General features: G+C 35.2%; 20 protein-coding genes. 7 read left to right on the top strand and 13 right to left on the bottom strand.

The features are described from left to right. Positions 1–27: 27 nt before the first annotated feature. The 3 genes from GTR01_RS17920 to GTR01_RS17930 all read right to left on the bottom strand — a co-directional run bounded on the left by GTR01_RS17920 (position 28) and on the right by GTR01_RS17930 (position 4,350). The gene (locus GTR01_RS17920) at positions 28–2,325 is read right to left on the bottom strand and encodes a GH92 family glycosyl hydrolase (protein WP_160139138.1); all 2,298 of its coding nucleotides are present in this window, start codon (positions 2,323–2,325) and stop codon (positions 28–30) included. Between the two features lie 72 nt (positions 2,326–2,397). Continuing rightward, positions 2,398–3,087, bottom strand: a complete 690-nt coding sequence (locus GTR01_RS17925; protein ID WP_160139139.1) for a response regulator transcription factor — start codon at positions 3,085–3,087, stop codon at positions 2,398–2,400. A 15-nt stretch (positions 3,088–3,102) separates the two neighbouring features. Then, on the bottom strand, positions 3,103–4,350 hold the full coding sequence (locus GTR01_RS17930; protein WP_160139140.1) for a sensor histidine kinase: 1,248 nt from the start codon (positions 4,348–4,350) through the stop codon (positions 3,103–3,105). 172 nt (positions 4,351–4,522) lie between these two features. Here GTR01_RS17930 and GTR01_RS17935 point away from each other — a divergent pair, with 172 nt between their 5' ends. From GTR01_RS17935 to GTR01_RS17950, 4 genes are all read left to right on the top strand, one after another. Next, positions 4,523–4,933, top strand: a complete 411-nt coding sequence (locus GTR01_RS17935; protein ID WP_160139141.1) for a DUF1573 domain-containing protein — start codon at positions 4,523–4,525, stop codon at positions 4,931–4,933. Between the two features lie 197 nt (positions 4,934–5,130). Then, entirely contained in the window at positions 5,131–6,012 is an 882-nt protein-coding gene (locus GTR01_RS17940; protein WP_160139142.1) for an SDR family oxidoreductase, read from the top strand. An 87-nt stretch (positions 6,013–6,099) separates the two neighbouring features. Beyond that, a complete protein-coding gene (locus GTR01_RS17945; RefSeq protein ID WP_160139143.1) occupies positions 6,100–8,298 on the top strand; it encodes a M1 family metallopeptidase in 2,199 nt (732 codons plus the stop codon). Between the two features lie 103 nt (positions 8,299–8,401). Then, a complete protein-coding gene (locus tag GTR01_RS17950) occupies positions 8,402–9,232 on the top strand; it encodes an endonuclease/exonuclease/phosphatase family protein (RefSeq protein ID WP_160139144.1) in 831 nt (276 codons plus the stop codon). A gap of 2 nt (positions 9,233–9,234) precedes the next feature. Here GTR01_RS17950 and GTR01_RS17955 read toward each other — a convergent pair whose 3' ends face one another. Further along, positions 9,235–9,921 (bottom strand): response regulator transcription factor, encoded by a 687-nt coding sequence (locus GTR01_RS17955; protein WP_160139145.1) that lies wholly within the window; start codon positions 9,919–9,921, stop codon positions 9,235–9,237. Continuing rightward, positions 9,911–11,230, bottom strand: a complete 1,320-nt coding sequence (locus GTR01_RS17960; RefSeq protein WP_160139146.1) for a sensor histidine kinase — start codon at positions 11,228–11,230, stop codon at positions 9,911–9,913. Before GTR01_RS17960 ends, GTR01_RS17955 begins: the two co-directional genes overlap by 11 nt. A 118-nt stretch (positions 11,231–11,348) precedes the next feature. Here GTR01_RS17960 and GTR01_RS17965 point away from each other — a divergent pair, with 118 nt between their 5' ends. The 3 genes from GTR01_RS17965 (at position 11,349) to GTR01_RS17975 (ending at position 16,703) form a co-directional block, all read left to right on the top strand. Continuing rightward, the gene (locus tag GTR01_RS17965) at positions 11,349–12,182 is read left to right on the top strand and encodes a GLPGLI family protein (RefSeq protein ID WP_160139147.1); all 834 of its coding nucleotides are present in this window, start codon (positions 11,349–11,351) and stop codon (positions 12,180–12,182) included. A gap of 177 nt (positions 12,183–12,359) precedes the next feature. Continuing rightward, positions 12,360–14,729, top strand: coding sequence for an outer membrane beta-barrel family protein (locus GTR01_RS17970; RefSeq protein ID WP_228452278.1), 2,370 nt, complete (start codon positions 12,360–12,362; stop codon positions 14,727–14,729). A 108-nt stretch (positions 14,730–14,837) separates the two neighbouring features. Then, entirely contained in the window at positions 14,838–16,703 is a 1,866-nt protein-coding gene (locus GTR01_RS17975) for a M1 family metallopeptidase (protein WP_160139148.1), read from the top strand. Positions 16,704–16,738: 35 nt separating this feature from the next. Here the strand turns inward: GTR01_RS17975 and GTR01_RS17980 are convergent, their stop codons facing one another. The 8 genes from GTR01_RS17980 to clpB all read right to left on the bottom strand — a co-directional run bounded on the left by GTR01_RS17980 (position 16,739) and on the right by clpB (position 25,372). Then, positions 16,739–18,124 (bottom strand): phosphatase PAP2 family protein, encoded by a 1,386-nt coding sequence (locus GTR01_RS17980; RefSeq protein WP_160139149.1) that lies wholly within the window; start codon positions 18,122–18,124, stop codon positions 16,739–16,741. Between the two features lie 97 nt (positions 18,125–18,221). Continuing rightward, complete coding sequence (locus tag GTR01_RS17985; RefSeq protein WP_160139150.1) at positions 18,222–19,241, bottom strand: zinc metalloprotease; 1,020 nt, start codon at positions 19,239–19,241, stop codon at positions 18,222–18,224. 246 nt (positions 19,242–19,487) lie between these two features. Next, positions 19,488–20,129, bottom strand: a complete 642-nt coding sequence (locus tag GTR01_RS17990; RefSeq protein WP_160139151.1) for a response regulator transcription factor — start codon at positions 20,127–20,129, stop codon at positions 19,488–19,490. Beyond that, a complete protein-coding gene (locus GTR01_RS17995; RefSeq protein WP_160139152.1) occupies positions 20,126–20,911 on the bottom strand; it encodes a sensor histidine kinase in 786 nt (261 codons plus the stop codon). The genes GTR01_RS17990 and GTR01_RS17995 overlap by 4 nt, the downstream gene beginning before the upstream one ends. Further along, a complete protein-coding gene (locus GTR01_RS18000; RefSeq protein ID WP_160139153.1) occupies positions 20,893–21,537 on the bottom strand; it encodes a hypothetical protein in 645 nt (214 codons plus the stop codon). Before GTR01_RS18000 ends, GTR01_RS17995 begins: the two co-directional genes overlap by 19 nt. A gap of 29 nt (positions 21,538–21,566) precedes the next feature. Then, positions 21,567–22,091, bottom strand: coding sequence for a hypothetical protein (locus tag GTR01_RS18005; RefSeq protein WP_160139154.1), 525 nt, complete (start codon positions 22,089–22,091; stop codon positions 21,567–21,569). 193 nt (positions 22,092–22,284) lie between these two features. After that, on the bottom strand, positions 22,285–22,437 hold the full coding sequence (locus tag GTR01_RS18010; protein WP_160139155.1) for a hypothetical protein: 153 nt from the start codon (positions 22,435–22,437) through the stop codon (positions 22,285–22,287). A gap of 340 nt (positions 22,438–22,777) precedes the next feature. Continuing rightward, positions 22,778–25,372: an ATP-dependent chaperone ClpB gene (clpB, locus tag GTR01_RS18015; RefSeq protein ID WP_160139156.1), complete on the bottom strand. Its 2,595-nt coding sequence runs from the start codon at positions 25,370–25,372 to the stop codon at positions 22,778–22,780. Positions 25,373–25,589 lie beyond the last annotated feature (217 nt).

Below are 25,589 nucleotides of genomic sequence, written 5' to 3' on the forward strand. Positions count from 1 at the left end.
CTTCATCCTTTTCATTCGTTTATAACTTTACTTTTTGGCCTTACTTCCCATATAAAAAGTAAGTTTTCCACCCTTCATAATTTCAGAATGCTTCAAGGTAAAATTCTTGATCTCTTTTCCATTTAAGAGCATTTTTTGAACATATACATTTTGCGGACTTTGATTGATCGCTTCAATCTCAAAAGTTTTTCCATTTTCTAAATTCAAAATAGCATGATCAATTGCAGGGCTTCCGATTGAATAGTCTTCAGAACCCGGAGCTACAGGATAAAAGCCTAATGAACTTAAAATATACCAAGCACTCATTTGTCCGGTGTCATCATTCCCACCTAGTCCATCCGGTGTTGCTTTGTACTGCATCTCAAGAATGTGACGGATTTGTGACTGGGTTTTCCACGGTTGCCCTGCCCAATTATAAAAGTAAGCAACATGATGTGCTGGCTCATTACCATGAACATAACCCCCAATAATCCCTTCTCGGGTAATGTCTTCAGTGTCAGCGAAAAATGCATCAGGTAAATGCATCGTGAATAGTTCGTCAAGTTTTGATGCAAATTTCTTTTTCCCACCCATCATCGTTATCAGCTCATCTGGGTTTTGAGGAACAAAAAAGCTATAGTTCCATGAGTTTCCTTCAATAAAACCTTGCCCGTGTGTACTTAATACATCAAAATCTTTTTTGAAACTTCCATCAGCTAGACGTGGGCGCATGAACCCTATAGTTTTATCAAAATTATTCTTCCAGTTTTCAGAACGTTTGATGAATTGATTATAAATTTCGGTTTCACCAAGGTGTTTGGCAAGTTGAGCAATAGCCCAATCGTCATATGCATATTCCAAGGTATTTGAAACTGAAGTTCCGTTTTTTTCGGCAGGGATATACCCTAAATCGATATATTGTCCGATTCCTTCATAATCTCTTTTGTTGGCTGTAGCTACACAGGCTTTCAAAGCTTCTCTTGGATCACCATTATAATTTCCTTTAATGATGGCATCTGCTACAACACTTACACTGTGATAGCCGCTCATACACCAGTTGTCATTGGCATAATGTGACCAGATAGGGAGCATTTTCATTGAAAACTGATTATAATGTGCCATCATAGATCGCACCATATCATTGTTTCGCTTAGGCTGAATAATATTAAAGAATGGATGGAGTGCCCGATAGGTATCCCATAGAGAGAATGTTGTGTAATTGGTGAAACCCTCAGCTTTATGTATATTTTGATCTAATCCTTTATATTCCCCATTGATATCCATATAAGTGGTAGGGTTGATAAAAGTGTGATACATGGCAGTGTAGAAATTGGTCTTTTGGGAATCAGAACCTTTGATGACAATTTTATTCAGCTCTTGGTTCCATGTTTCCTGAGCTTTTGCTTTGACCTGATCAAAAGATAAGTTTCCGGTTTCCTTTTCAAGGTTTTCCAGAGCGTTGGCCTGACTTACCGGAGAAATAGCAAACTTTATCTCAATAGCTTCATTTTCATTAGTATCAAAATCAAAGTACATTTTCAGGTTCTTTCCGGCGATCTCGGGGAAATTTTTTGTTTGATCAAACTTTCGCCAGAAACCTTTGTATACCTGCTTTTCATCATAGTTTTTCTGACCGTATGACTTAAATGGTTTTGAAAACTTCATAGCAAAATAAACCGTTCTTGTTCTTGCCCAGCCATTGGTTTGCCTGTAACCTGTAATTGTATTCCCATTTTCTACACGGGCATAAGTCCAGACATTTTTTCCATCATAGTTGTAGATTCCTGCCATCAGATCCAAGATGATATGGGATTGATCAGATTTAGGGAAAGTATATCGATGAACACCCACTCTTGAAGTAGCTGTTAATTCTGCTAAAATATTATGGTCGTCAAGTTTTACCTGATAATATCCGGCTTCGGCTTTTTCGTTCTGATGAGAAAATCGGCTTCTGTATCCGCTTTCAGGGTTGTTTGCTGTTCCCGGATTAAGCTGAAGTTTACCTACAGTTGGCATGATCAGAAAATCTCCAAGATCAGAATGCCCAGTACCGCTGAAGTGAGTAGAACTGAAGCCTGTGATGGTTTTGTCTTCATATCGATATCCGGCACAATATTTATAAACTTCACCATTATATTTTCCGTTAAGTTCATAAGATATTGTATCCGTTTCAGGGCTTAGCTGTACGGCTCCAAAAGGAACGGTAGCGCCGGGAAAAGTATGTCCCATTTTTTCAGTACCAATCAGTGGATTTACATATTGGTACAATTTTTCAAATTTTTGAGCTTTACAGTATAAGCTGGAAAATAAAAGAAAAAGAAAAACAGAGGTTCTGTGATTTTTCATTAATTGATAAGTTTTCAAAGATTAAAATTAATTAAAATCATCATTTACTGTGTTGTTGTGAAAGAAATTTGTTTAATATTGGATTTTTTCAGAAAAACGGAAACCTATTCCATGAAGGTTTTCGATCAGAATATCCTGTTCATCGGCCAATACTTTGCGCAATCTGGAAATAAATACATCCAGACTTCGCCCCATAAAGTAATCATCATCTCCCCAAATTGCTTTCAGAATATCCTGCCTTTTTAGAACGGTGTTCTTGTTTCGGATAAAATAGAGAAGCAGTTCAGATTCTCTTTGGGTAAGACTAATAGTATTCACTGTATCCTGTAAAGTGTAATTTTTAGGATCAAAGTCATATTTCCCAACTTTATAATTTGAAGAATATATGTTGGTTTTTTTCGAACGTTTCAGAAAAACTTCAATTTTCAGAATGAGTTCTTCTATACTGAAAGGTTTTACCAGATAATCATCAGCTCCTATCTTAAGTCCTTTGATACGGTCTTCTTTTAATGCTTTTGCTGAAATAAAAATGATGGGAATATCAGCGTTTTTATGGCGAATCTGTTCCGCCACTTCAAAGCCGTTCAGTTCTGGCATCATAATATCCAGCAGGCAGATATCAAAACTTTGGTCGCTAAAGGCTTCAAGAGCAGATTTTCCATCAGAATAGCAGCTGATGTCATAATATGTTTCCAGGCTGTCCTGTATCAGGAAAGCAATCGTTTCGTCATCTTCAGCATATAAAATTTTAGATTTCTCCATAAGTACTTATTCAAATTAAAACGGGAAAAATAGAGTAGTGGTAATTCCTTTGTCAGCATTATTCTCAACTGAAATTTTCCAGTTATGTTCCTGCACAATTTTTTTTACATAAAACAACCCTAATCCAAAACCGTTCACCTCTTCACTTCTTTTTGTATTTACTCTGTAAAACTTCTCAAAAATATGAGAAATATTTTTAGACGGAATTCCTATTCCATTGTCTTTAAACTTTAAATATACTCCTTTTGAATCTTTATAAGATGAAATCACAATTGTAGGTTTCACCTCACAATATTTAATAGAATTATCTAAAATATTGTAAATAATGTTGGTAAAATGAAATTCATCAGCCATGATTGAAGTGCTGCTGTCAATTTCTATATGAATTGTGAGACCTTCGTCTTTTTGTTGTATAGCATCAGCAATATCCTGAATAAATGGAAGCAATATAATTTTCTGAAGCTTTAATGACATTCCTGAAGCATCATTTCGGGCAAGATTTAATATTTTTTCAATGTGGCTGTTAAGTTTGTAGCTTTGATTGATAATGATAGACGTATAAGTTTGCAGTTTAGTATTTTCCTTCACCATGTCTTGCTTATTGAGCGCTTCTGATGCCAAAAGGATCGAAGATAAAGGTGTTTTAAACTCGTGGGTCATATTATTAATGAAATCACGCTGTAGTTCCGAGAATTTTTTCTGCTGAATGATCGTATAGATAGAATATACATATACAAGAAGAATAATAATCAGGGCAAATGTAAGCAAGTACCAAAATCGTAACGAACTGATCAGATAAGTTGCTTTATCAGGAAACCGGATAGAAAAATAATAGATGAGGTTTTTATGCTTCGGAAAGTTGATTACCTTATTACTGGGCTGTTCCTGATGGGTAGTCATATACTTTCCATAAATCATTTTATCGCTGTGACAGTTGTATAGGGCATATACATAATCAGTATTGATCTGAAGACGGGTGAATTCTGTTTTCAGATAATACTCAAGCACTACAGGATGAAACTCATTGTTGATATTAACTACATAATAATCATTGGCAATATTTTGAACAGGGCTTTCGGTAAAAGAACTTTTTCCGCCGGATAATTTTTCCGCTACTTCCATCAACGCAATATTTACCTTTTGATTGAATTTCTTATCTTCAAGATTATAAGCCTGGCGAGCCCAGATCAACTGAGCTATTAAAATACCGATAATAGCGATAAACCCCAGCGTTATAATGATATTGAGTCTTTTGATTTTCATTTTATAAGGCAATATTATCCAAAAATATCTATTAATCTTTTATCATTAACAACTCGTTAACAAATGTTTGATAACGGTTAACAAGTTATATAGCTTATCTGCTTTACATTTGCTATATCATAAGGGAAAATACAAATGTATTTATGATATCTAACTATAAAAATTTATACTCATGAAAAAATTAAAAATTACAGCAGTTTTAGCAGTTCTAGCTTTCTCTCCATTCTATGCTAATGTATTCTCAGTAGAAGGTTCTTCAATTGTAAAAATGGTTGCTGATGGTATCAAATGGAAGTCAGAATCTATAGATGTAGGAAATATTCCTCAGGGAAAACCAAAAATTATCAGATTTGAATTTACCAATACAAGTTCAAAACCAATCATTATACAAAATGTAGCTCCTTCATGTGGTTGCACAACAGCAGATTATACTAAAACTCCTATTCAGCCAGGTAAAAAAGGTTTTGTAGAAGCAAGCTATAATGCTGCAGCGGCTGGCCCATTCATGAAAACGGTGAACGTTACAACCAGCGAAAGTAAGACACCTAAAACCCTTTCTTTCAAAGGAACAGTTGCTTCATAACTCATATTTCAATATTCGATAAAAGCCGTTTTACAGAAAGTAAAACGGCTTTTATTTTATTACTATCTCCTGCATAATTTAAAAAAGTGACAGGAAGAATAATTATATTAAATTTACATACAAAGTATCATTAATTTTCTCCAGGAATCTTTTGTCGCCTGCAGAATCTATATTATATTTATTAAAATCATTAAATTATGAGTATGTATACACAACCTATGTTGCGCGAAGGTGCACTAAAAGATAAAGTAGCGATTGTAACCGGAGGGGGAAGCGGTCTTGGAAAAGCGATGACCAAATATTTTCTTGAGCTGGGAGCCAATGTGGTAATCACTTCCAGAAATCTGGAGAAATTAGAAACCACAGCAAAGGAACTGGAAGCCGAAACCGGTGGAAAAGTTCTTTGTGTAGCTTGTGATGTAAGAAACTGGGATGAGGTGGAAGCGATGAAAGAGGCAACTCTTAAGGAATTTGGAAAGATTGATATTCTTCTTAACAATGCTGCTGGAAACTTTATCTCACCAACAGAAAAGCTAACTCATTCTGCTTTTGATTCCATTTTAGATATTGTTTTAAAAGGTACCAAAAATTGTACACTTTCTGTAGGAAAGCACTGGATAGATTCTAAAACTCCCGGAACTGTTCTGAATATTGTTACCACTTATGCATGGACAGGTTCTGCCTATGTTGTACCATCTGCTTGTGCCAAAGCAGGAGTGTTGGCAATGACCAGATCATTGGCTGTAGAATGGGCAAAATATGGAATTCGTTTCAATGCCATTGCACCTGGCCCTTTCCCTACTAAAGGGGCTTGGGATAGACTTCTTCCAGGAGATTTACAGGAAAAATTTGATATGAAGAAAAAAGTTCCGTTGAGAAGAGTAGGAGAACATCAGGAGCTGGCTAACCTTGCAGCTTATCTTGTTTCAGATTATTCTGCTTATATGAATGGAGAGGTTGTAACCATTGATGGCGGAGAATGGCTTCAAGGAGCAGGAGAATTCAATATGCTTGAAGCGATTCCAAGTGAAATGTGGGATGCTTTAGAAGCGATGATTAAAGCTAAAAAGTCGAATTAATTAATTAATTAATTTTTTTATATAAAAAGCTCCCGGATTTGTAACAATTCCGGGAGTTTTTTTTACCTATATATAAACCTTTTTCAAATGAAGTATAAATTTCCAATACTTGTTTCAGCCGTTGCAGTATTTCTTTTTACGGGATCTGTATACGCGCAGGAGACTCCAAAATATGATTATGTAGAAGCATTTAAACCATTTTTCTACCCTCAGACTGGTACGGAAACCCGCTCTGCAAGTGGACAACCGGGACATGCCTATTGGCAGAATTCAGCAGATTACCATTTAAATGTAAGCCTGAATGAAGATAAAAAAGAGATTTCAGGAACTGCCGAAATCACTTACACAAATAATAGCCCAGATCAATTAAACTTCCTTTGGCTACAGCTTGATCAGAATTTATTTGCAAAAGATTCCCGAGGGAATGCTGTAGTACCTTTATCTGGAAGTAGAAACGGAGCCCATGGAGAAGCTTTTGAAGGAGGCTATACTATTAAATCTGTAAAACTTGATGGGCAGGAAGTTAAATATACGATTACAGATTCAAGGATGCAGATTGATCTGCCTAAAGAATTAAAAGCGAAAGGTGGAGTTGCCAAAATTACCATCAATTATTCTTTTATTTCTCCTGAATATGGCTCAGACAGAATGGGAATACAGAATACTAAGAATGGTAAAATATTTACCATGGCACAATGGTATCCGAGAATGTGTGTGTATGATGATGTATTAGGCTGGAATACTTTACCATACCTGGGAGCTTCGGAATTCTATTTAGAATATGGAAATATTACGGCTAATATTACTGTACCTGCCAATCATTATGTGGTAGCATCCGGAGAATTGTTAAATGAAAAAGAAGTATATAGTAAAGAAGAAATCAGCCGATGGAATCAAGCTAGAAATAGTGATAAAACCGTAATGATTCGTCCTGAAGCTGAAATCGGAAAAAATAAGGCAACAGGAACAAAGACCTGGAAGTTTAAAATTCTACAGGCAAGGGATTTTGCCTGGGCTTCATCTGAAGGGTTTATTTTGGATGCTGCAAAAATTAATCTTCCCAATGGCAAAAAATCATTGGCTATTTCTGCTTATCCGGTTGAAAGTGCTGGTGATAAAGCATGGGGAAGATCTACAGAATATACGAAAGCTGCCATTGAACATTATTCAAATAAATGGTATGGATATACTTATCCGGCAGCAACCAATGTAGCGGGAAATGAAGGCGGAATGGAATATCCGGGAATTGTTTTCTGTCATATGGATTCAAAAGGAGCAAGTCTTTGGGGAGTTACAGATCATGAATTTGGGCACAATTGGTTTCCTATGATTGTAGGTTCTAATGAAAGACTATTTGCTTGGATGGATGAAGGGTTTAATACTTTTATCAATGGATTATCAACTGAGGCATTCAATAAAGGGGAATACTACAGAAAAAAAGATATAGCAAAGTCTGGAAGCTTTCTAATGAGTGATAACTTAGAGCCCATTATGGTAGGGCCAGACAATATGAAAGAAATGAGTATTGGAGCATTGGCTTACTATAAGCCGGGCATGGGTTTATCTATTTTAAGGGAAACCATCCTTGGGCCTGAAAAATTTGATAAAGCATTCAGAACCTATATTGATCGTTGGGCTTTCAAACATCCTACCCCATGGGATTTCTTCCATACGATGGAAAATGTTTCCGGTGAAGAATTAAATTGGTTCTGGAGAGGATGGTTTTTTAATAAATGGAAAATTGATCAGGCAGTTAAGGATGTAAAATATGTGAATGGAGACTTTAAAAGTGGAGCCCAGATCACCGTTGAAAATATTGGCCAGCTACCAATGCCTACAACTGTTGAGCTAAAATTCAAAGATGGAACAGTACAAAATGTAAAGATTCCTGTAGAGGTTTGGAAGAGAAATAAAGAATGGAAATTCAAAGTAGATTCCAATAAAGAAATTGCTGAGGTAAAAGTGGATCCGAATTCTATGGTTCCTGATGTTAATCCAAAAAATAATAGTTGGGGACCTTCAGATGCAAAACCTATTGATAAGATCAATCCAAAAGATTTTATGGGAACTTATGGATCTAAAGAATCCCAATTTAAAATTACATTTATCGAAAAAGATGGCCAACTTTATGGAAAACCTGCTGGCCAGACAGAATTTCCTTTGGAATACCTGGGTGATAATAAATTCATTTTTGAACAGGCAAACGTTACCATTATTTTCAGTAAAGATAAAAAGACGATGACTCTTGAAGATGTTGGAAGAGAACATACATTCAATAAAGAATAACTTTTGCTTTTTGAATACAGGAGATAATTTAACATTATCATGATATACATAAGGCTTCTCTGATCCGGAGAAGTCTTATTTTTGTCCCAAATTGATAAAATATATGAAGAGTTTCAGATTTTCAATGATGTTTCTTATGCTTTTTGCATTGGGATTTTCACAAGACCTTACCGTAATGAGTTTTAATATCAGATTGAATGTTGCTTCTGATAAGGAAAATGCATGGCCTGAGAGAAAACAGGAGGTTACAGATTTATTAGCTTATTATCACCCTGATTATTTCGGAGTTCAGGAAGCACTTCCTGAACAGATGAAGGATATTAAAAATGGTTTGAAGAATTACAATTATATTGGAGTAGGAAGAGATGATGGGAAAGAAAAAGGAGAATTTTCTGCTATTTTTTATGATACCCAAAGATTGGAAGTCGCAAAATCAGGAACGTTCTGGTTGTCTGAAACCCCTGAGAAACCTTCAAAGGGATGGGATGCGGCCTTGAACAGAATCTGTACGTATGCCATCTTCAAAGATAAAAGCTCAAAAAAGGAATTTCTGGCTATGAACCTTCACTTTGATCATGTTGGAAATGTAGCCAGAGTAAAATCATCCGAGCTCATTCTGAAAAAGATTAAAGAGCTTAATCCTGGAAATTTGCCGGTAACAGTAAGCGGAGATTTTAATCTTACTGATGATACAGAACCAGTTAAAATACTTTCAAAAAATATGAATGATACCTTTAATCATTCGGAGACCAAACATTATGGGCCTGTTGGAACCTTTACCGCCTTTAATGTTAATGAAGTACCCAAAGAAAGAATAGATTATATTTTTACAAAAGGCTTTAAGATAAGATCTCACCGTCATATCAATGACAGAAGGGAGAACCTTCTTTATCCGTCGGATCATTTTCCGGTTATGGTGAAGCTTTCCTTTTAAAATTAGATAGTGGGAAAATCAATTTCAAATCCAATTCCTCTGAGGGATTGGATTTTTACATTGGGATCATTACTGAAATACTTTCGCAGTCTGCTGATAAATACATCAAGGCTTCTTCCTGTAAAATAATCGTTGGTTTCCCATAGATTGTCCAGGATATTATTTCTTGTGATCGTAGAGTGATTATGCTTTAGAAGATACAACAGAAGTTCTTGCTCTCGAACGGTCATTCGCGCATTTCCGCTAGGGTGGGAAAGAAGGAGTTTTTGAGTGTCCAAAGAGTATTCACCAATCTTCACCTGGGATTCTACAGCAGGAGGTGAAATTCTTTTCAAAATATTTCTGATCCTCAATACCAGTTCTTCAGGATCACAAGGTTTGGCAATATAATCATCAGCTCCTATTTTTAACCCGGTTAAACGATCAATTTTTTGATTCTTTGCAGTGAGAAATAAAAGCGGAAAGTTGTTCTTTTCTTTTAATATTATTTTTGCCAGTGAAAACCCATCGATATTAGGCATCATAACATCCAGAATGCCCATCTGAAAAGGAAAATCATTGGTGAGAAGGGGAATGATATCCTCAGGATTCTGAAACCAGCTAACATCAAAGTCTTCCAGTTCAAGATATTGTTTAAGTATTGTTCCGAAATCAGAATCGTCTTCTGCCAATAAGATTTTAGTTTTCATAAGGAATGGTTATTTTAAAAGTACTTCCAACGCCGGGCTGGCTGGACACATCAATCTTACCGTGATAAGAGGTAATGATTTCCTTCACGAAGTAAAGTCCAAGCCCAAGTCCTTTACTATTATGAATATTATTCGACTGTATTCTGTAGAATTTTTCAAAAATATTTTTCAGTTCTTTACTTTCCATCCCTTGCCCATTGTCGGAAACTTCAATTTTCAAATGTTGAGAAGAAGTATTGGTATTGATTTTCACCATGGAAGCTCCATATTTGATACTATTTTCACAAAGGTTCTTTACCACTGTTTCCATGAAGTTTTTATCAAAAGGAAGCTGTGTGGAGACTTTATTTTCAAATTTAAAATCTATTTTCGGATAGGTAAAGGCCAGATCCTGAATAAAAAAGTCCCAGTTTTCAGGTTGTATTGCAATTATTTCATCCGGTGTTTCATCTTTATGAAGCTGTAGCATAAGGCTTTCCAGTCTGGTAATCTGTCGGTCAATAAGTGGAAGAGTATCCGGATTCCAGCCTTTTTTTAACGTTTTGGAAGCTATTTTTAATGTCGCTATAGGGGTTTTAAACTCATGTGAAATGTTATCCACAACAGTGTGGAGGACTTCTACCTGTTTTTGCTGCTTGATGAGGTTTTTGACAGTGAGAATGTATAACAAAAGAACACTGGCAAGTAAGCTGATACAGCAGATAATTAAAACAATAATTCCTCTGAAAACGAGACTTTGTATATTTTCAATTTCAATTTCCGTTTTGGTCTCAACATGAAATGAATCTATATCACTAACGGTCTCCTTTCCTGTGGTTTCTTGGATAGAAGACGTTCGCCATGTCCCAATGCTGGTAATTCGTGGTTTTTTTACCTTATCTTTTGTTTCATAAATGGTAACGGGATGCTGTATTAGCTTGGTGCTGTCAGGAAGATGTTGGATGACACTATATTGAATTCTTACACAGATGATATATCCGTTTTTTTTGTATCGATCATGAATGTAGTTTGTTAAATTCTTACTGGAATTCTTTTTGTTATCAACCAGATATCTTAAAAAATCCTGTTTGTTGAGCTTTTTGTGATAATATTGAGTAATAATTTTTTTCAGGGAATCACTTTTCTTATCACCAGAAGAATGATTGTTGACTACTTGATCAGTATAAACTGAAATGTTCTGGTCTATAGATCTATATATTTCCCTTTCTTTAACCTGATACGTCTGATATATAAAATATACTTGAATGCCCAGCAAAAAAAGGAATAGCGTGGCAAAAATATAAATCAGATTTTTATTCTTGGATATCATCAAAACAAAGATAGAGTTTTAACATTTTCCTGAAACAGTATTTTTATCATTAACCTTTCATTAACCAATCTTACGATTGATAATATTTTTTTTAATTTTAGCATACAAATACAATATTATGAAGAAACTAATTATCTCTTTTATGCTGTTGGTGGCAATTATAATGAACGCACAGACGCATCGGTTCATTTACGAACTTCAATACAGATCAGATGCTAATGATGCAGCATATGAGAAAGAAGAAATGGTACTGGATATTAATCCGGAAGAAGTGAAATTCTATGAATTTGAATTTCTGGTCAACGATTCTCTTAATATTCTTCATGGTGGCATGTCCTCTCAGCATACCAGTCAATCTGAGCAGACAATTATTCGAAAAAAAAATACAAATACAAATAAAAATTACTTTCAGATTCAAATGATGCCTTATTATTATGTTTTTGAAACAGAAGACAATATTCAGTGGAAAATAGAGACGGATACTAAAAAAATCAATAATTATAGTTTACAGAAGGCGACAGCAAGATTTGGGGGAAGAAATTGGACGGCATGGTTTACTTCAGATATTAATATTCCTGAAGGACCTTATAAATTCAGAGGGTTACCAGGCCTGGTTCTGTATGTGGAAGATGATAAGAAAGATTATGTTTATTCCTTCTCCAGAAATATTAACCTTCCCAAAACCTATGATACAAAAAGCTTTCTTGAAAAACATTATTCACTAGATCCTATTACTATTGATTATAAGAAATGGGTGAAACTTAATCTTGAATTTTATAATGATCCCTATGCTAGAATGAGAACAGAATTTCAGCCCGGCTGGGATGTACGGATTGAAGGGAGGCAAATTAAGAGTAAAGAAGAATTTGCCGGTCTCACCAAACAAACCCAGATGAATATAAAAAAGTATTATAACCCGATAGAATTGGATAAAGCCATTCCTTATCCGTAAAATATAGTTTAAATCCATTTTAAAAGCCTGAATCAAAAAATTCAGGCTTTTCATTTTTAAGGCTAAAAAGACGTTAACCCATCATTAACCTTCTATTAACCGAATTTCTCCTGTTCAATATAGATTTTTGTAGTGTAAAACAAGAGGTGATATGATATCATTCTCAAAAATATGACCATGAATAAAACTTTTCTTTTTCTGTGCTTTCCAATGATGATGATGGCTCAAAAACAAAAAATTGCAGGAACGGTAATGAATACCGAAAATGAAAAACTCCCAGCTGTGAATGTGATCCTTTACAATTCCAGAAATGAGTTCATTAAAGAGTTAAAAACCGATGGTAACGGAGGTTTTATTCTGGAAGGTGTTAAAGAACAAAATGTTAAGCTGGTAATTAAAAACAATGGATACTCTTTATTTGAAAAGAATCTAGATTTGGAAAAATCTGAAGCTTTGCAAATTATTCTTAGAAAGGAGGCAAAAGAAATAGAAGGCGTGGTGATGACTAAACGAAAGCCATTGATCAAAAGAAAAGTTGACCGCCTTGAATTTAATGTTGAGAATAGCAATATTTCATCACTCAATGCATGGGAAATTTTAAAGAACACTCCGAATGTTGCGGTAAATAACAATGTTCTTACAGTAAAAGGCAGTACTGGAATTTTAGTGACAATTAATGATAAAAAAGTAATGCTGACAGGAGATGAACTTAAAAATCTCTTGGAAAATACACAGGGAGATGAGGTGAAATCTGTAGAAGTAATTACCAATCCACCTGCAAAATATGAAGCTTCAGGAAGTGCGGTGCTCAATATTGTCATGAAAAAGAACAAAATTGAAGGCTATCGTGGAATTTTGTCTTCAAAATATATTCAAACGCAATATGCAAAGGCAGTTTTCGGACTGTCTCAATATTATAAGAAGGATAAGCTCTCCGTTATGGCAAGCTATTATAAAGGGATGGGGACTTATCTCCGTGAAGGATTTGACTATGTTCATTATCCCGAAAGCCAAACCAGATGGGTGAGTACAATGAATAGGAAGGATAAAAACACTAACCAGAATACTCTGAATTTTAATGTGGAATACGAACTGGACAGTTTGACCAGTTTGAGCCTCAACTATTCAGGGTATTTTTCTCCAAAATCTTATGGAATCTACGATGTGCCTACAGAAATTTACAACAGTCAGGAAATCATAGAATCTCATTATAGAACATTGAACGATCATGAAGCAAGTTCTTCCAATAATTCTGTTAGTTTTCAGATAGATCGAAAATTAAATAAAAAAAGTAATCTATCATGGATTAATTATTTTACCAGCAACAATACCAAAAAATATCAGAATGTGGCAACTCATTTAGATTTTGCCGGTCAATCTCCAAGAGAGGAAAACTTTATGACTCAAAATAAAGCTGATGTGCAATTATATTCCACCCAGTTGGATTATCAATGGAAAGGAGAAAAACTGGAGCTGGAGTCGGGTGCCAAATACAGCTTCGTAAAAACAAACAGTACACTTGATTTCTCTGATAATGAAAATGGATCTATAGAATACAGACCTGAAAAAAGCAGTGTCTTTGATTATAAAGAATATAATTTTGCCTTATACTCTTCACTGGCATACAATATAGGAAAGTGGAATTTTAAAGGTGGGCTTCGTGCGGAAATGACAGATCTTGAAGGAGTCGTTTCTGAGCCTTATGAACGAAATAAAAGCAACTACTGGAGCTTCTTTCCTACTTTTTATGCACAATATACAACTGAAAATAAGCATGAGTTTGGGTTTTCCTATGGTAAAAGGATCAGCAGACCTACTTATTCATGGCTGAATCCGGCAAAATCTTATTATAATCTATTCTCTTATTTTCAGGGAGATCCACAATTAAAGGCAACTATTATCCATAATCTCAACCTTTCATATTCCTGGAAAGATTGGCATCTTGATCTGTATTACCGTAAAGAACTACATCCGTCTATGGAAATCTCCTATCAGGTTCCGGAAACCAATAATGTAGTGTATCATTTTACCAATATTGAAAAAGGGCAGGCGTTTGGATTAAGTTTGTACAAAAATATCCAGATAAAACCCTGGTGGAATGTAGTAGTCTCTGAAAATCTGGAGCACAACGAAAATTATTTCAATGGGGTGGATGGTATATTACATAAGAATAAAGTTTGGAATTGGATGTCCAATATTTCTACAAGCTTTACATTAGATAAAACCAGTGACTGGAAAATAGAGATGGGGCATCGTTATTATTCGCCGGGGGTTCAGGGGCCTTTCAGAATTTCTGCTACCTGGAATGCTTATTTTGTCATGAATCGGAAGTTCTTTAATAAAAAGCTGGAAGCCTCTTTCTTTGTCAATGATATCTTTAGAACAATGGGGCAGAAAGTAGTTACAAAATATGCCAATCAGGATAATTATTTCCTGGATTATACGGATAGCCAAGGGGTTACATTATCACTTAAATTCAACTTTGGAAACCAGGCTGTAAAGAATGCAAAAACAATCAGAAAAACATCGGAACAAGATAGGCTTTAGAATGTTTTAAATAAAAAGTCAATTATCATAAAACATTATTACAAAAGAAATTCTCACTTGGTGTTACATTTTCGCTATTTTTGATACTTATCTTAAAAAGAGATCATTATGAAGAGAATTTTTTCCGGAATGCTGGTGGTTGTTTCTTTGTTGCAGCTTTCCGCTCAGGAATTGTATATGCCGAGAAATATTAAAAGAGCTTATGAGAAAGGAACCCGTGATATTTCAGGGGCACCTGGCAAAAACTACTGGCAGAATAAAGGAACTTACAATGTTGATGTAAAAGTAGATGCCAATACGAAGATCGTTTCCGGAAAAGAAACAATTGTTTATACTAATAACAGTCCGGACAATCTGAATGAATTGGCTATCAGATTTGTGAATAACCTGCACAAGCCACAATCTCCAAGATCAGGAACAGTTTCCAAAGATTTCCTATCCACAGGGCTTAGAATTAAATCATTTATTGTAAACGGTGAAAAGTATGACATCAATAGTGATGATTGGGGAACTGTTGAAAAAGTAAAATTAAAGTCAGCTTTAAAATCAAAATCAAAAGCTGAAGTTAAAATAGAATGGGAATATCCACTTTCTGTACAGAGTGGGAGAGAAGGGCAGATTGATCCGGAAACATTCTATGTAGCCTATTCTTTCCCTAGAATTTCCGTATATGATGATTATAATGGATGGGATATGCTTCCGCATTCCGACAGACAGGAATTTTATAATGATTTTAATGACTATAGTTTTGCCATCACTGCACCGAAAAATTATGTAGTGTGGGCAACCGGAGATTTTCTAAATCCTGAATCCGTTCTTCAGCCTGAATATTTGAAAAGGTATAAAGCTTCATTGAAAAGTGATAAGCTGATGCATATTGCTACTGAGCAGGAAATGAAGTCCGGAAAAGTAACCCAGCAGAACAAATGGAACGTCTGGAAGTTTAAAGCCAATCATATAACAGACTTTTGTTTTGCTTTGAGTAATCATTATGTATGGGATGCAGCAAGTGTTCAGTTGAAAACCAAAAGAGCAAGCGTTCAGGCAGGATATAAAGCGGGAGCTAAAGATTTTGAACATTATGTAGATTGGATGCGTTACAATCTGGATTGGTTTTCTAAAAACTGGCCGGGAGTAGAATATCCTTATAATGTAATGACAGCCATTCAGGGGTATGCTGACATGGAATACCCAATGATGATTAATGATACAAGTATTCCTGATGATCTTCAGGATGCCAGACTTACCGCAGATCATGAAATTGCACATACTTATTTCCCTTTCTATATGGGAATTAATGAAACAAGATATGCCTTTATGGATGAAGGATGGGCAACTACGCTGGAGTATTTAATCGGAATTGATGAGAATGGTGAAGAAAAAGCGAAAGATTTTTATAAAAACTTCCGTGTAAAAAGATGGATCAATGATCCGTCTGCAGAACAGGATCAGCCAATCATTACGATGAGTACACAAGTGAGTGGCTCAGGATATGGAAACAATTCATACGTAAAATCTTCTCTATCTTATCTGGCACTAAAAGATTATCTGGGAGACGAGCAGTTTAAAAAAGCATTACACCATTATATGGATAACTGGAACGGGAAGCACCCGGTTCCATGGGACTATTTTAATTCTATGAGTACAGGTTCAGGAAAAAACCTGAATTGGTTCTTCCAAAACTGGTTTTATACCAATAATTATATTGATTTAAAAGTTGCCGGAGCTTCTCAAATGAATGATTTGCTTACCGTGAATGTTGCTAATGTAGGCGGGTTTGCCATTCCGTTTGATGCTATATTATCTTATGAAGACGGGACTACAGAAAAATTACACTTTTCACCATCTGTGTGGGAAAAGGATCAGAAACTAACAGATCTGGTGATTCCTATTAAGAAAAGAGTAAAATCGGTACAATTAGATGGAGATATTTTCATGGATTATACACCAGGAGATAACAGTAAAACTCTATAAAATAAAAGCCTTCAGTATCTGAAGGCTTTTTTATTTTAAAAAAATGCAGTTAATCTTAAACCAAGGGTGATATAACTTATCTTTTCTTTAGCAATAATATTATTCAATTGCTCATCCAGTTCTGCACTTTCTTTGATTTCATCGCTAAAGTGGTAACGGATGGTAGAGTTGATCAGATTATAATCCGTGTAGAAAGTAAGTCCTAATCCAGGATTAAACTTATAAGTCATAGAGGCTCCCGTATTCCAACGGAAAGCAGGCTTTGGTTTGTATCTTGCGATCTGAAGTTGATGATTCGGAGCATCTATATTATCTCCTTTTACAAAAACTTTTCCACTTGCGGTAGCTGCATAGCCTCCTGTTGCCTTTAAAGTAAGCTGCCATTTATCAGAGAATTCATGAGAGAAATAAGGGCCAATACCTGCAGACAAAAAGCCCATAGATTGTGTTTTAACCTCATGATCGCCAAAATCCTGCCCATCATCAAAAGTAATTCTTTGAGATTTAATAGGGAAGCTGCTAAAAGTGATGTCTGCACCTACTCCCCATTTTTTAGAGAAGAAATAAGCACCTTCTATTCCGCCTTCAAAGCCGACTTGTTTTTTGTTGTCCAATTCAGATTCTTTAAGGAAGTTGGTGGTACCTAATGCCGTACCCATTTTTAGGGCAAGGAAAGATGGATAGTCATTTCCTTGTATTCTGGATAAAATACTTAAATTATCTCCTTTGTTCTTATAAATTTTATCAATAAAAAAATATCCAAGCTCAGTAGATATGATTCCGATTCCTGCTCCAGCAAGAATATCAGGAACCCAGTGTCTGTTATTTAAATTTCTTCCAAGTCCTGTAAGTGTTGCAGAGCCATATCCGGCGATACTGTAGGCAGGATTTACCATTCCATATTCTTTATGCAAAAAGCTGGCATTGGTAAAAGCCATAGCAGCATGACCTGATGGGAAAGAGTTGTTTTTGGATCCATCTGGACGCTCAACTTTTGTTGTATACTTAATGGAATTGACCAGGATCCCCATAATCACCAAGCTGGCACCATAAGATAAAGTAGCTCTTCCAATATTGTTTCGTCCTTTTACGCCTCCCAATTTTAGTCCGTAAACGGCTACAGCAGGTGCATATTGAAGATAATCATCATATTTTACCTTGAAGTTGGGGAGGTATCTGTTTCTCACTTCACGGATATTTTCTTTTTCTCCCCATGTTGCCGCAGCAGCTGTAAAAAGAATAGCAGGAGCCACAGATTTTTTTACCCATTCCTTCTTGAAAAATGGTGTAGACTCTTTGATAGGTGTGTTGGTGTTGATTAAAGCAATATCCTGCTTAAGGTTTCGAGATTGGATTGTATCCTGTGCTTTATAACTATATAAATGCAGTAAAATCCCTGATGCTAGGGCTATTTTTTTCATCGTTGTGATCCTGAAATTTAAAATCACGTAAAAATATAAAAAAAATCTATCCCAAACTTGGAATAGATTTTAAATATTTAATAATTTATAAGATTTGTTAATTAACTCTTAATCCAGCTCTTAGCCCATTAGCTGCTACTACAGACTGCATCTTTGTTTTTTGTCCTGCTGTAAACATATATAAAGACTTGTCATTAGAATAATCCATATAATTCATAAACATTACAGATCTCTTTACTCCATAGCAAGTATTATAAAGCGGGTAAGTTGGGTTACCTGTATTAGCAGTTGTTTGGGTAGGAGTATCTGCAATAAGGTCATCTCCACATGTTGTATCACCCCAGATATGTCTAAGTCCCATGTAGTGACCTACTTCGTGAGTAGCTGTTCTTCCTAAGTTAAAATTAGCAGATGTTCCGGTTTTACCAAAAAATGGAGCTGCTATTACTACACCATCTTTCCATGTACCAGAATCTTCAGGCCATGATGAGTAGCCAAGGATATCCCCTCTAGTATCAGGCATACGTCCCACTACCCAAATATTGAAGTTGTTTGTAGTATTTGTAGCATCAATACCTCCTGTAGATGCTTTTTTCATGGTGTTGTTTTTTACATCTGTGGCACCCCAAGAGGATTTAGTTGTAGATTTTCTTACTGTATTTACTAGCTTAAATCTTACTTTTACATCACCTGCTTTTACCCCTTGAAATTCTGTAGGTATTTTTGAAACATCAGAATTTGTTCCACCGTAATCTTCATTTAATACGGTAATCTGTTCTGCAATTCTTGCATCTGATACATTTTCCGCAGCTGTACTGTATAATACATTCACCACTACCGGGATTTCAACAGTTCCATCGGCTAGAACTTTTCCCATGGCCATGTTTTTAGCGAAATTGGTAGCATTGGATTCAAAATCAGCAACTTTTTGTCTTAATGCCGGGTCATTTTTTAAAGCTTCATTTCTCATTTCTTCTGAAGGGCAATTTCTTTGTGTAGCACTAAGAGGAGAAGAAGCTTCTGAATTCATTGGTGTTTCATTTTGGTTGTTTACGCTGTCATTATTACATGCAGACATTAATCCCAGAGCAAGAGCTCCAAATAATAGTTTTTTCATATCGCTTTATAATTTTGAGAATGTGAAATTATATTATTTGAAATTGATATGCAAGTTATTTTGCATTTTATTTAAATAATTCTCATTTAATGATTGATTTAATTGTGTTTTGTTTATTTAAAATGGATTTATATTGAATTTTAATTAAAATTGAAAATAATTAATATATTTCACAATTAAGTGGATTGAGTGAAATAAAAAAATTCTATAACTATTTATTTTTATAGAATTTTTTTAATATTACTGTTAGCCGGCAAAGCCATTTTTAATAGCAAAAACAGCTAATCCAACACGGGTTTTTAAATCCAGTTTTTCACATAATTGGTCTCGATAGCTCTCTACTGTTCTGGGACTGCAGCACATTCTATCTGCGATCTCTTTATAGCTTAGCTCAGTGACTGTGTATTTCAGAAACTCTTTTTCACGTTCGGAGATCTTTACCGAAATTTCAGATTCATTAGCTTTATTAAGATTGGAAAAAATAATTTTTGAAGCCCATTCAGGGTAAAAGAATCCGTCGGTATTTAATCTTATCAAAGCGGTTTCCAAATCTTTGGGATGAGTATTTTTTAAAAGGTATCCCTTGGCTCCGTTTTTAATCATTTTAATTACACTATTATCGTCACCTTGCATGCTGAGTGCCATTATTTTGATTTCCGGATGATTTTTGGTAACCCATGCAGCTGTTTCAAAACCATCCATCACAGGCATACTCACATCCATAAGGATGATGTCCGGAATTTTATTTCCCTCTTCAAATTTTTGTATCAGATCTTTGCCGCTATCACAGACGTAGATAACTTCAAATTCGCTGAAGTTCCCGATAATCCCTTCAAGGGCTTTAGCTATAAGTATATGATCATCAACAATTACGATTGTTTTTTTCATGGCTGTTTTTTTAAGATAATATTAAGTTGGGTACCTGCATTTTTTTTACTTTCAAGAAGGAAATCGGCACCGATAATTTCAGCTCTATTTTTCATATTGGTAAGACCTATTCCGTTGGATTTTGTATGAGCTGTATCAAATCCAATTCCATCATCACGAATGGTGAGTTCCCAAAGTATATCTTCAGAAGTATTTAAACTGATAAATATATTTTTACAATGAGAATGTTTTATACTGTTTTGAATAAATTCCTGAGTGATTCTGAGCAGTAAATTTTTATGTACAAAACCCAAATCCAGCTGATCAAAATTATGTTCGAAGCTGATCAGACATTTCTTCAATGAATTGGTGTTGTCCACTTCTTCCTGGATCAAAGTGATGATTTCTTTTTGACTGATATTATCATCTGTAAGGGTTTTTGAAAGACTTCGCAGATCTTGTAAAGATTGATTGATAATTTGTGAAACCTGATCAATTCTTTCGTTGGCCTCCGGAACTTTGTTCTCATAAAGCATTTGTTGAACATATAGACTCACCAGGGTTAGTTTTTGTCCAATATTATCATGAAGTTCCCGCCCAATTTGCTGCATAGTAGCCTGTTGGATTTCCAGCTGAGTAGACAGTAACTCCCTTTGATGGATTTCGTTTTTCATTTCAATCTCATTAAGATATTCTTTCTTGCGCTGTCTGTAGTTTCTGATGTAGATACCTACTGCAACAGCAAACATTACAAAGAATGTATTGAAAAGAATGATTGTAGCTATTAATTCTGCTTTCCCCATATAAATGAACTTGCAAATAAAATATACATTACAGCTCCGGAAACCTGAAAATAAGCAAAATAAAGATCCCATATATCTCTATACTCCCAAAGCAGAGACATGAAGGTAAAAAATGGGAGCGTTCCTATATAAAAAAGAGTAATTCCCAGATTGATATAAAACATCCTGTTGGTACTAAATTTTAGGATCTCCGTTGAGTTGACCTGCTTATAATATTCCATGACTACCAAAACCATTAAAAATAAGCAACCTAAAGTATAATTTAGAGAATAAACAACCTTTTTTTCCATGAAAAGCGAAAGCTGTGGAATAAATGCGGCAAAGTACAGCACCGAAAATATATAGAACAACTTGGGCTTCTTCAAAGATTTTACTGCATACAGCCAATAAAAATATATAAACTGCAGGGGCATTACAAAGTAATTGTAAAAGATAATCCTATCGATACGAAGAGGTTTTTCTGCCCATTTCACAGAAGATTCACATAAAAAAATGGCAATAAGGTATAAAGAGAAATACTTCCAATGCAGTTTTTTTATACGGTTGAAATAAATAATGGAAACCAGAGCGGCTATGGCCTCTCCGGTGTACATAAATTGTGAGAAAAACCTCTGAAATTCAGTCATTGTTTATAATAAAGTTCTTTTAATTTATACTAGAACATTCCTCTGGAGTTTCCGGGAGGAGATAAGATCCCACTATTTTCACCTAATTCTCCAGGAGGTTCTTGTCCTCGTGCTGTAAGGGCAAGATTAGGTGATTTTCTTTTTTTAATTTGTAAAGTATGGAAATCACAATTGAAAACTTCCCCCTCAAGTTCTTTTTTTAAAGTAGGAATCATAACAAGGGTGTGTCTTCCAGAATATTCTGGTGATACCGGGTGACTTTCCATAATGCCCCAATTCTCCATTTTTGGATAAGCAGCATAGTAAAATCTGATGCCCAAGTCTTCCGGAGTACATTCGGGGTCTATTTTGTGGGCCTCATTTTCCATCAGTGCGATGAAATTCTTCAATTTCGGAAGATCAAACCATATAGAATTAGCATCTTCAATTCCCATGGTTTTGTTGATGGCATTCATTTGGTTCTGACGATAATTGTCAATAAGAACTTTCATGAGTTCATTTGACATTATTCCTGACTCAGAAGAATAGCGCTCATTAGTAGATTCTGTTTTCATAACTTAGTTTTATAATGGAATATCCGTATTTCTGCAAATTTCGTAAAAAAATAGGTTAAAAAATAGAGTAGGGAATAGGGAATTATACTATTATTTTTACCGTATTTTTACGGGTTGTATAGGAGTAGAAAAAGAGTAATGTAAAACTAGTTTATAGTACATAAAAAAACGGAGAAAAACTCTCCGCTTATTTTTAAATACATCCGTACTTTTTAGGATCTCTGCAAACTAGACCTGCTGTACAACAAAGACCTGTAGGACAATTCCAGAATTCGTCACAGGCAATCATTGGAGGAAGTACCCCGCCCGCAATTTTCTTTAGTTCGGTTCTTTTTAATTTTTTCATACTGATTTTGTTTAAGTTATTAATTTGTTTGAAAAGTAAATTTAATAATATTTCACTTTAAAAAGATATAAACTGTGAATAAAATTATTATTTTGAATTATTGGTGTGAATCTGATGATGTGTAGTTCATTAATTGTGAATATTTATTTTTTTTTAAAACGATATTGATATGTCTTTCTTTACAGTATCAAAAGGCTTTTTAAGTAGGCGGAAGGAAGAATAATCTTTACGGAAATTAATGCAGCTTCATTCTAAAAATATAAAAAATAAGTGCCGCAGATTTTCTCTACAGCACTTATCTACAAAAATTAATATATATGAAAAAAACTATTTTCTTCTTTTATTGTTCAGTGGGTCTGAATACTAATCCTGTTTCTACGAAGTAATCCAGGGTAATTCTGTCACCGTCATTTACATTTCCTGCAAGGATTTCTTTAGATAGTTTATTCAATACCTCTTGTTGAATTACTCTTTTTAAAGGTCTTGCTCCGAATGCAGGGTCATATCCTTTTTCCATCAAATAATCTACAGCATCCTGTGTGAATGTCATAATGATGTTACGTTTTGCTAGCATCTCATTAAACCCTCTCAATTGATACTGAACGATTTTTCCGATTTCTTTCTTTTTCAAAGGCTGGAACAATACGATCTCATCAATTCTGTTCAGGAATTCCGGACGTAACGTTTGCTTTAAAAGATCGAAAACCTGATCTTTGGTTTTATCCACAATCTCATCCTGATTTTCTTCGGTTAAGTTTTCAAAATTCTCCTGAATCAGATGTGAACCTAAATTCGAGGTCATAATAATGATAGAATTTTTAAAATTCACCACACGCCCTTTATTATCTGTTAAACGACCGTCATCCAAAACCTGAAGTAAGGTATTGAAAACATCCGGATGCGCTTTTTCGATCTCATCTAAAAGAACTACGGAATAAGGTCTTCTTCTTACCGCTTCAGTCAATTGTCCGCCTTCATCATATCCTACATATCCCGGAGGCGCACCTACCAATCTGGAAACACTGTGACGTTCCTGATATTCACTCATATCAATTCTGGTCATATTGTTTTCATCATCGAATAAAAACTCTGCCAGTGCTTTAGCCAGCTCAGTTTTACCAACACCGGTTGTTCCTAAGAATAAGAAGGATCCGATTGGTTTTTTATCATCACTTAATCCGGCTCTGTTTCTTCTGATCGCATCAGCTACAGCTTGAATTGCCTCATCCTGTCCTACCACTCTGTGGTGAAGTTCAGCTTCCAGGTTTAGTAATTTATCCCTCTCAGACTGCAATAACTTGGTTACAGGAATGCCTGTCCATTTTGCAATTACTTCAGAAATATTTTCAGAAGTTACTTCCTCTTTGATAAGCTCATTCTGATGGTTCTGCATTTCAAGTTCCATTTTGGAAAGATCATCTTCTTTTTCACGAAGTTTTCCATATTGGATTTCCGCTACTTTAGCATAATCTCCTGCTCTGGAAGCTCTTTCTGCTTCTAACTTCAGAGATTCAATATCTTTTTTGATCTGGGTAAGATCTTCACTTTTCTGTTTTTCTTTCAGCCATTTGGCGTTGATCTCATTTCTTTGTTCAGAAATTTTAGAGATATCTTCTTTTAAATGGTCGATTTTAGTTTGGTTGCCTTCTCTTGAAATTGCTGCTAGTTCGATTTCCAACTGCATCAATCTTCTGTCTAAAACATCCAGTTCTTCCGGTTTAGAATTGATTTCCATTCTCAGTTTAGCCGAAGCCTCGTCGATAAGGTCAATCGCTTTATCCGGTAAAAATCGGTCTGAAATATACCTTTGAGACATTTCCACTGCAGCGATAATCGCTTCATCTTTGATTCTTACTTTATGGTGAGCCTCATATTTATCTTTAATTCCACGAAGGATAGAGATGGCAGATTCAGTATCCGGTTCTTCTACCATTACTTTCTGGAAACGTCTTTCTAATGCTTTATCCTTTTCAAAATACTTTTGGTATTCATTTAAAGTGGTTGCTCCGATGGCTCTTAATTCACCTCTTGCAAGGGCAGGTTTCAGAATGTTGGCAGCATCCATTGCACCTTCACCTCCTCCGGCACCTACTAAAGTGTGGATCTCATCAATGAAAAGAATGATCTGCCCGTCAGATTTGATCACTTCATTCACTACAGATTTCAAACGCTCTTCAAATTCGCCTTTGTATTTTGCTCCGGCAATCAACGCTCCCATATCTAATGAATATAATGTTTTATCCATCAGGTTTTCCGGAACATCGCCACTGATAATTCTGTGGGCAATTCCTTCAGCGATAGCCGTTTTACCTACACCCGGCTCTCCAATAAGGATAGGGTTGTTTTTCGTTCTTCTGGAAAGGATCTGTAATACTCTTCTTATTTCTTCATCACGTCCGATTACCGGATCCAGTTTTCCTTCAGCAGCTAATTCGTTGAAGTTTTTAGCATATTTATTTAAGGACTGGTAAGTTTCTTCTGAGCTTGCAGAATTAGCTTTACTTCCTTTTCTTAATTCTTTAATGGCTCCTTCCAATAATTTTTTGGTTACACCCATGTCTTTCAACATCTGAGAAACTTCAGAGCTGGTTTCTATTAAGGATAACCATAAATGTTCGATCGTTACATATTCATCACCCATTTTTTTAGCGATGTTGGGTGCATCCAGCAATACTTTGTTTGCTGATTGTGAAAGATAGATATTTCCTCCCTGTACTTTAGGAAGCTTTTCTAAATTTTCACGGTTTCGCTCTCTTACTAAATTGGCATCTGCTTCAGATTTCTTTAATAGGAAAGGCGATATATTTTCATCCACCTGGAAGATTCCTTCCAGTAAATGTTGAGGTTCTATTTGTTGGTTGCCAAATTCCATTGCAACTTGTTGAGCTGCCTGAATGGCTTCTTGTGATTTTACAGTATATTGGTTTAAGTTCATATTTTCTATATTTTTGGTAATGATTCGTTTAAAGTTCAGTTTTAAAAAACATCAAGAAACTAAATTTTAAGGCTCAGTTTCTTAATGCCTATCAATTATTTAATCATGTAATCGAAGACTGTATCGCAAAAATCGTTCAATTATTAAATTTACAAAAAAATAGGACAAAATTTCCGGATTTGCTATTTTTAACGTAAAATTAACTTGACAAAATTTC

This window comes from Chryseobacterium sp. c4a, assembly GCF_009900745.1.
Taxonomy (GTDB): domain Bacteria; phylum Bacteroidota; class Bacteroidia; order Flavobacteriales; family Weeksellaceae; genus Chryseobacterium.

Excerpts from the sequence above, each read along its gene's own strand:
- GTR01_RS17920 (WP_160139138.1), bottom strand. The coding sequence starts at position 2,325 with ATGAAAAATCACAGAACCTCTGTTTTTCTTTTTCTTTTATTTTCCAGC.
- GTR01_RS17925 (WP_160139139.1), bottom strand. The coding sequence starts at position 3,087 with ATGGAGAAATCTAAAATTTTATATGCTGAAGATGACGAAACGATTGCT.
- GTR01_RS17930 (WP_160139140.1), bottom strand. The coding sequence starts at position 4,350 with ATGAAAATCAAAAGACTCAATATCATTATAACGCTGGGGTTTATCGCT.
- GTR01_RS17935 (WP_160139141.1), top strand. The coding sequence starts at position 4,523 with ATGAAAAAATTAAAAATTACAGCAGTTTTAGCAGTTCTAGCTTTCTCT.
- GTR01_RS17940 (WP_160139142.1), top strand. The coding sequence starts at position 5,131 with ATGAGTATGTATACACAACCTATGTTGCGCGAAGGTGCACTAAAAGAT.
- GTR01_RS17945 (WP_160139143.1), top strand. The coding sequence starts at position 6,100 with ATGAAGTATAAATTTCCAATACTTGTTTCAGCCGTTGCAGTATTTCTT.
- GTR01_RS17950 (WP_160139144.1), top strand. The coding sequence starts at position 8,402 with ATGAAGAGTTTCAGATTTTCAATGATGTTTCTTATGCTTTTTGCATTG.
- GTR01_RS17955 (WP_160139145.1), bottom strand. The coding sequence starts at position 9,921 with ATGAAAACTAAAATCTTATTGGCAGAAGACGATTCTGATTTCGGAACA.
- GTR01_RS17960 (WP_160139146.1), bottom strand. The coding sequence starts at position 11,230 with ATGATATCCAAGAATAAAAATCTGATTTATATTTTTGCCACGCTATTC.
- GTR01_RS17965 (WP_160139147.1), top strand. The coding sequence starts at position 11,349 with ATGAAGAAACTAATTATCTCTTTTATGCTGTTGGTGGCAATTATAATG.
- GTR01_RS17970 (WP_228452278.1), top strand. The coding sequence starts at position 12,360 with ATGAATAAAACTTTTCTTTTTCTGTGCTTTCCAATGATGATGATGGCT.
- GTR01_RS17975 (WP_160139148.1), top strand. The coding sequence starts at position 14,838 with ATGAAGAGAATTTTTTCCGGAATGCTGGTGGTTGTTTCTTTGTTGCAG.
- GTR01_RS17980 (WP_160139149.1), bottom strand. The coding sequence starts at position 18,124 with ATGAAAAAAATAGCCCTAGCATCAGGGATTTTACTGCATTTATATAGT.
- GTR01_RS17985 (WP_160139150.1), bottom strand. The coding sequence starts at position 19,241 with ATGAAAAAACTATTATTTGGAGCTCTTGCTCTGGGATTAATGTCTGCA.
- GTR01_RS17990 (WP_160139151.1), bottom strand. The coding sequence starts at position 20,129 with ATGAAAAAAACAATCGTAATTGTTGATGATCATATACTTATAGCTAAA.
- GTR01_RS17995 (WP_160139152.1), bottom strand. The coding sequence starts at position 20,911 with ATGGGGAAAGCAGAATTAATAGCTACAATCATTCTTTTCAATACATTC.
- GTR01_RS18000 (WP_160139153.1), bottom strand. The coding sequence starts at position 21,537 with ATGACTGAATTTCAGAGGTTTTTCTCACAATTTATGTACACCGGAGAG.
- GTR01_RS18005 (WP_160139154.1), bottom strand. The coding sequence starts at position 22,091 with ATGAAAACAGAATCTACTAATGAGCGCTATTCTTCTGAGTCAGGAATA.
- GTR01_RS18010 (WP_160139155.1), bottom strand. The coding sequence starts at position 22,437 with ATGAAAAAATTAAAAAGAACCGAACTAAAGAAAATTGCGGGCGGGGTA.
- clpB (WP_160139156.1), bottom strand. The coding sequence starts at position 25,372 with ATGAACTTAAACCAATATACTGTAAAATCACAAGAAGCCATTCAGGCA.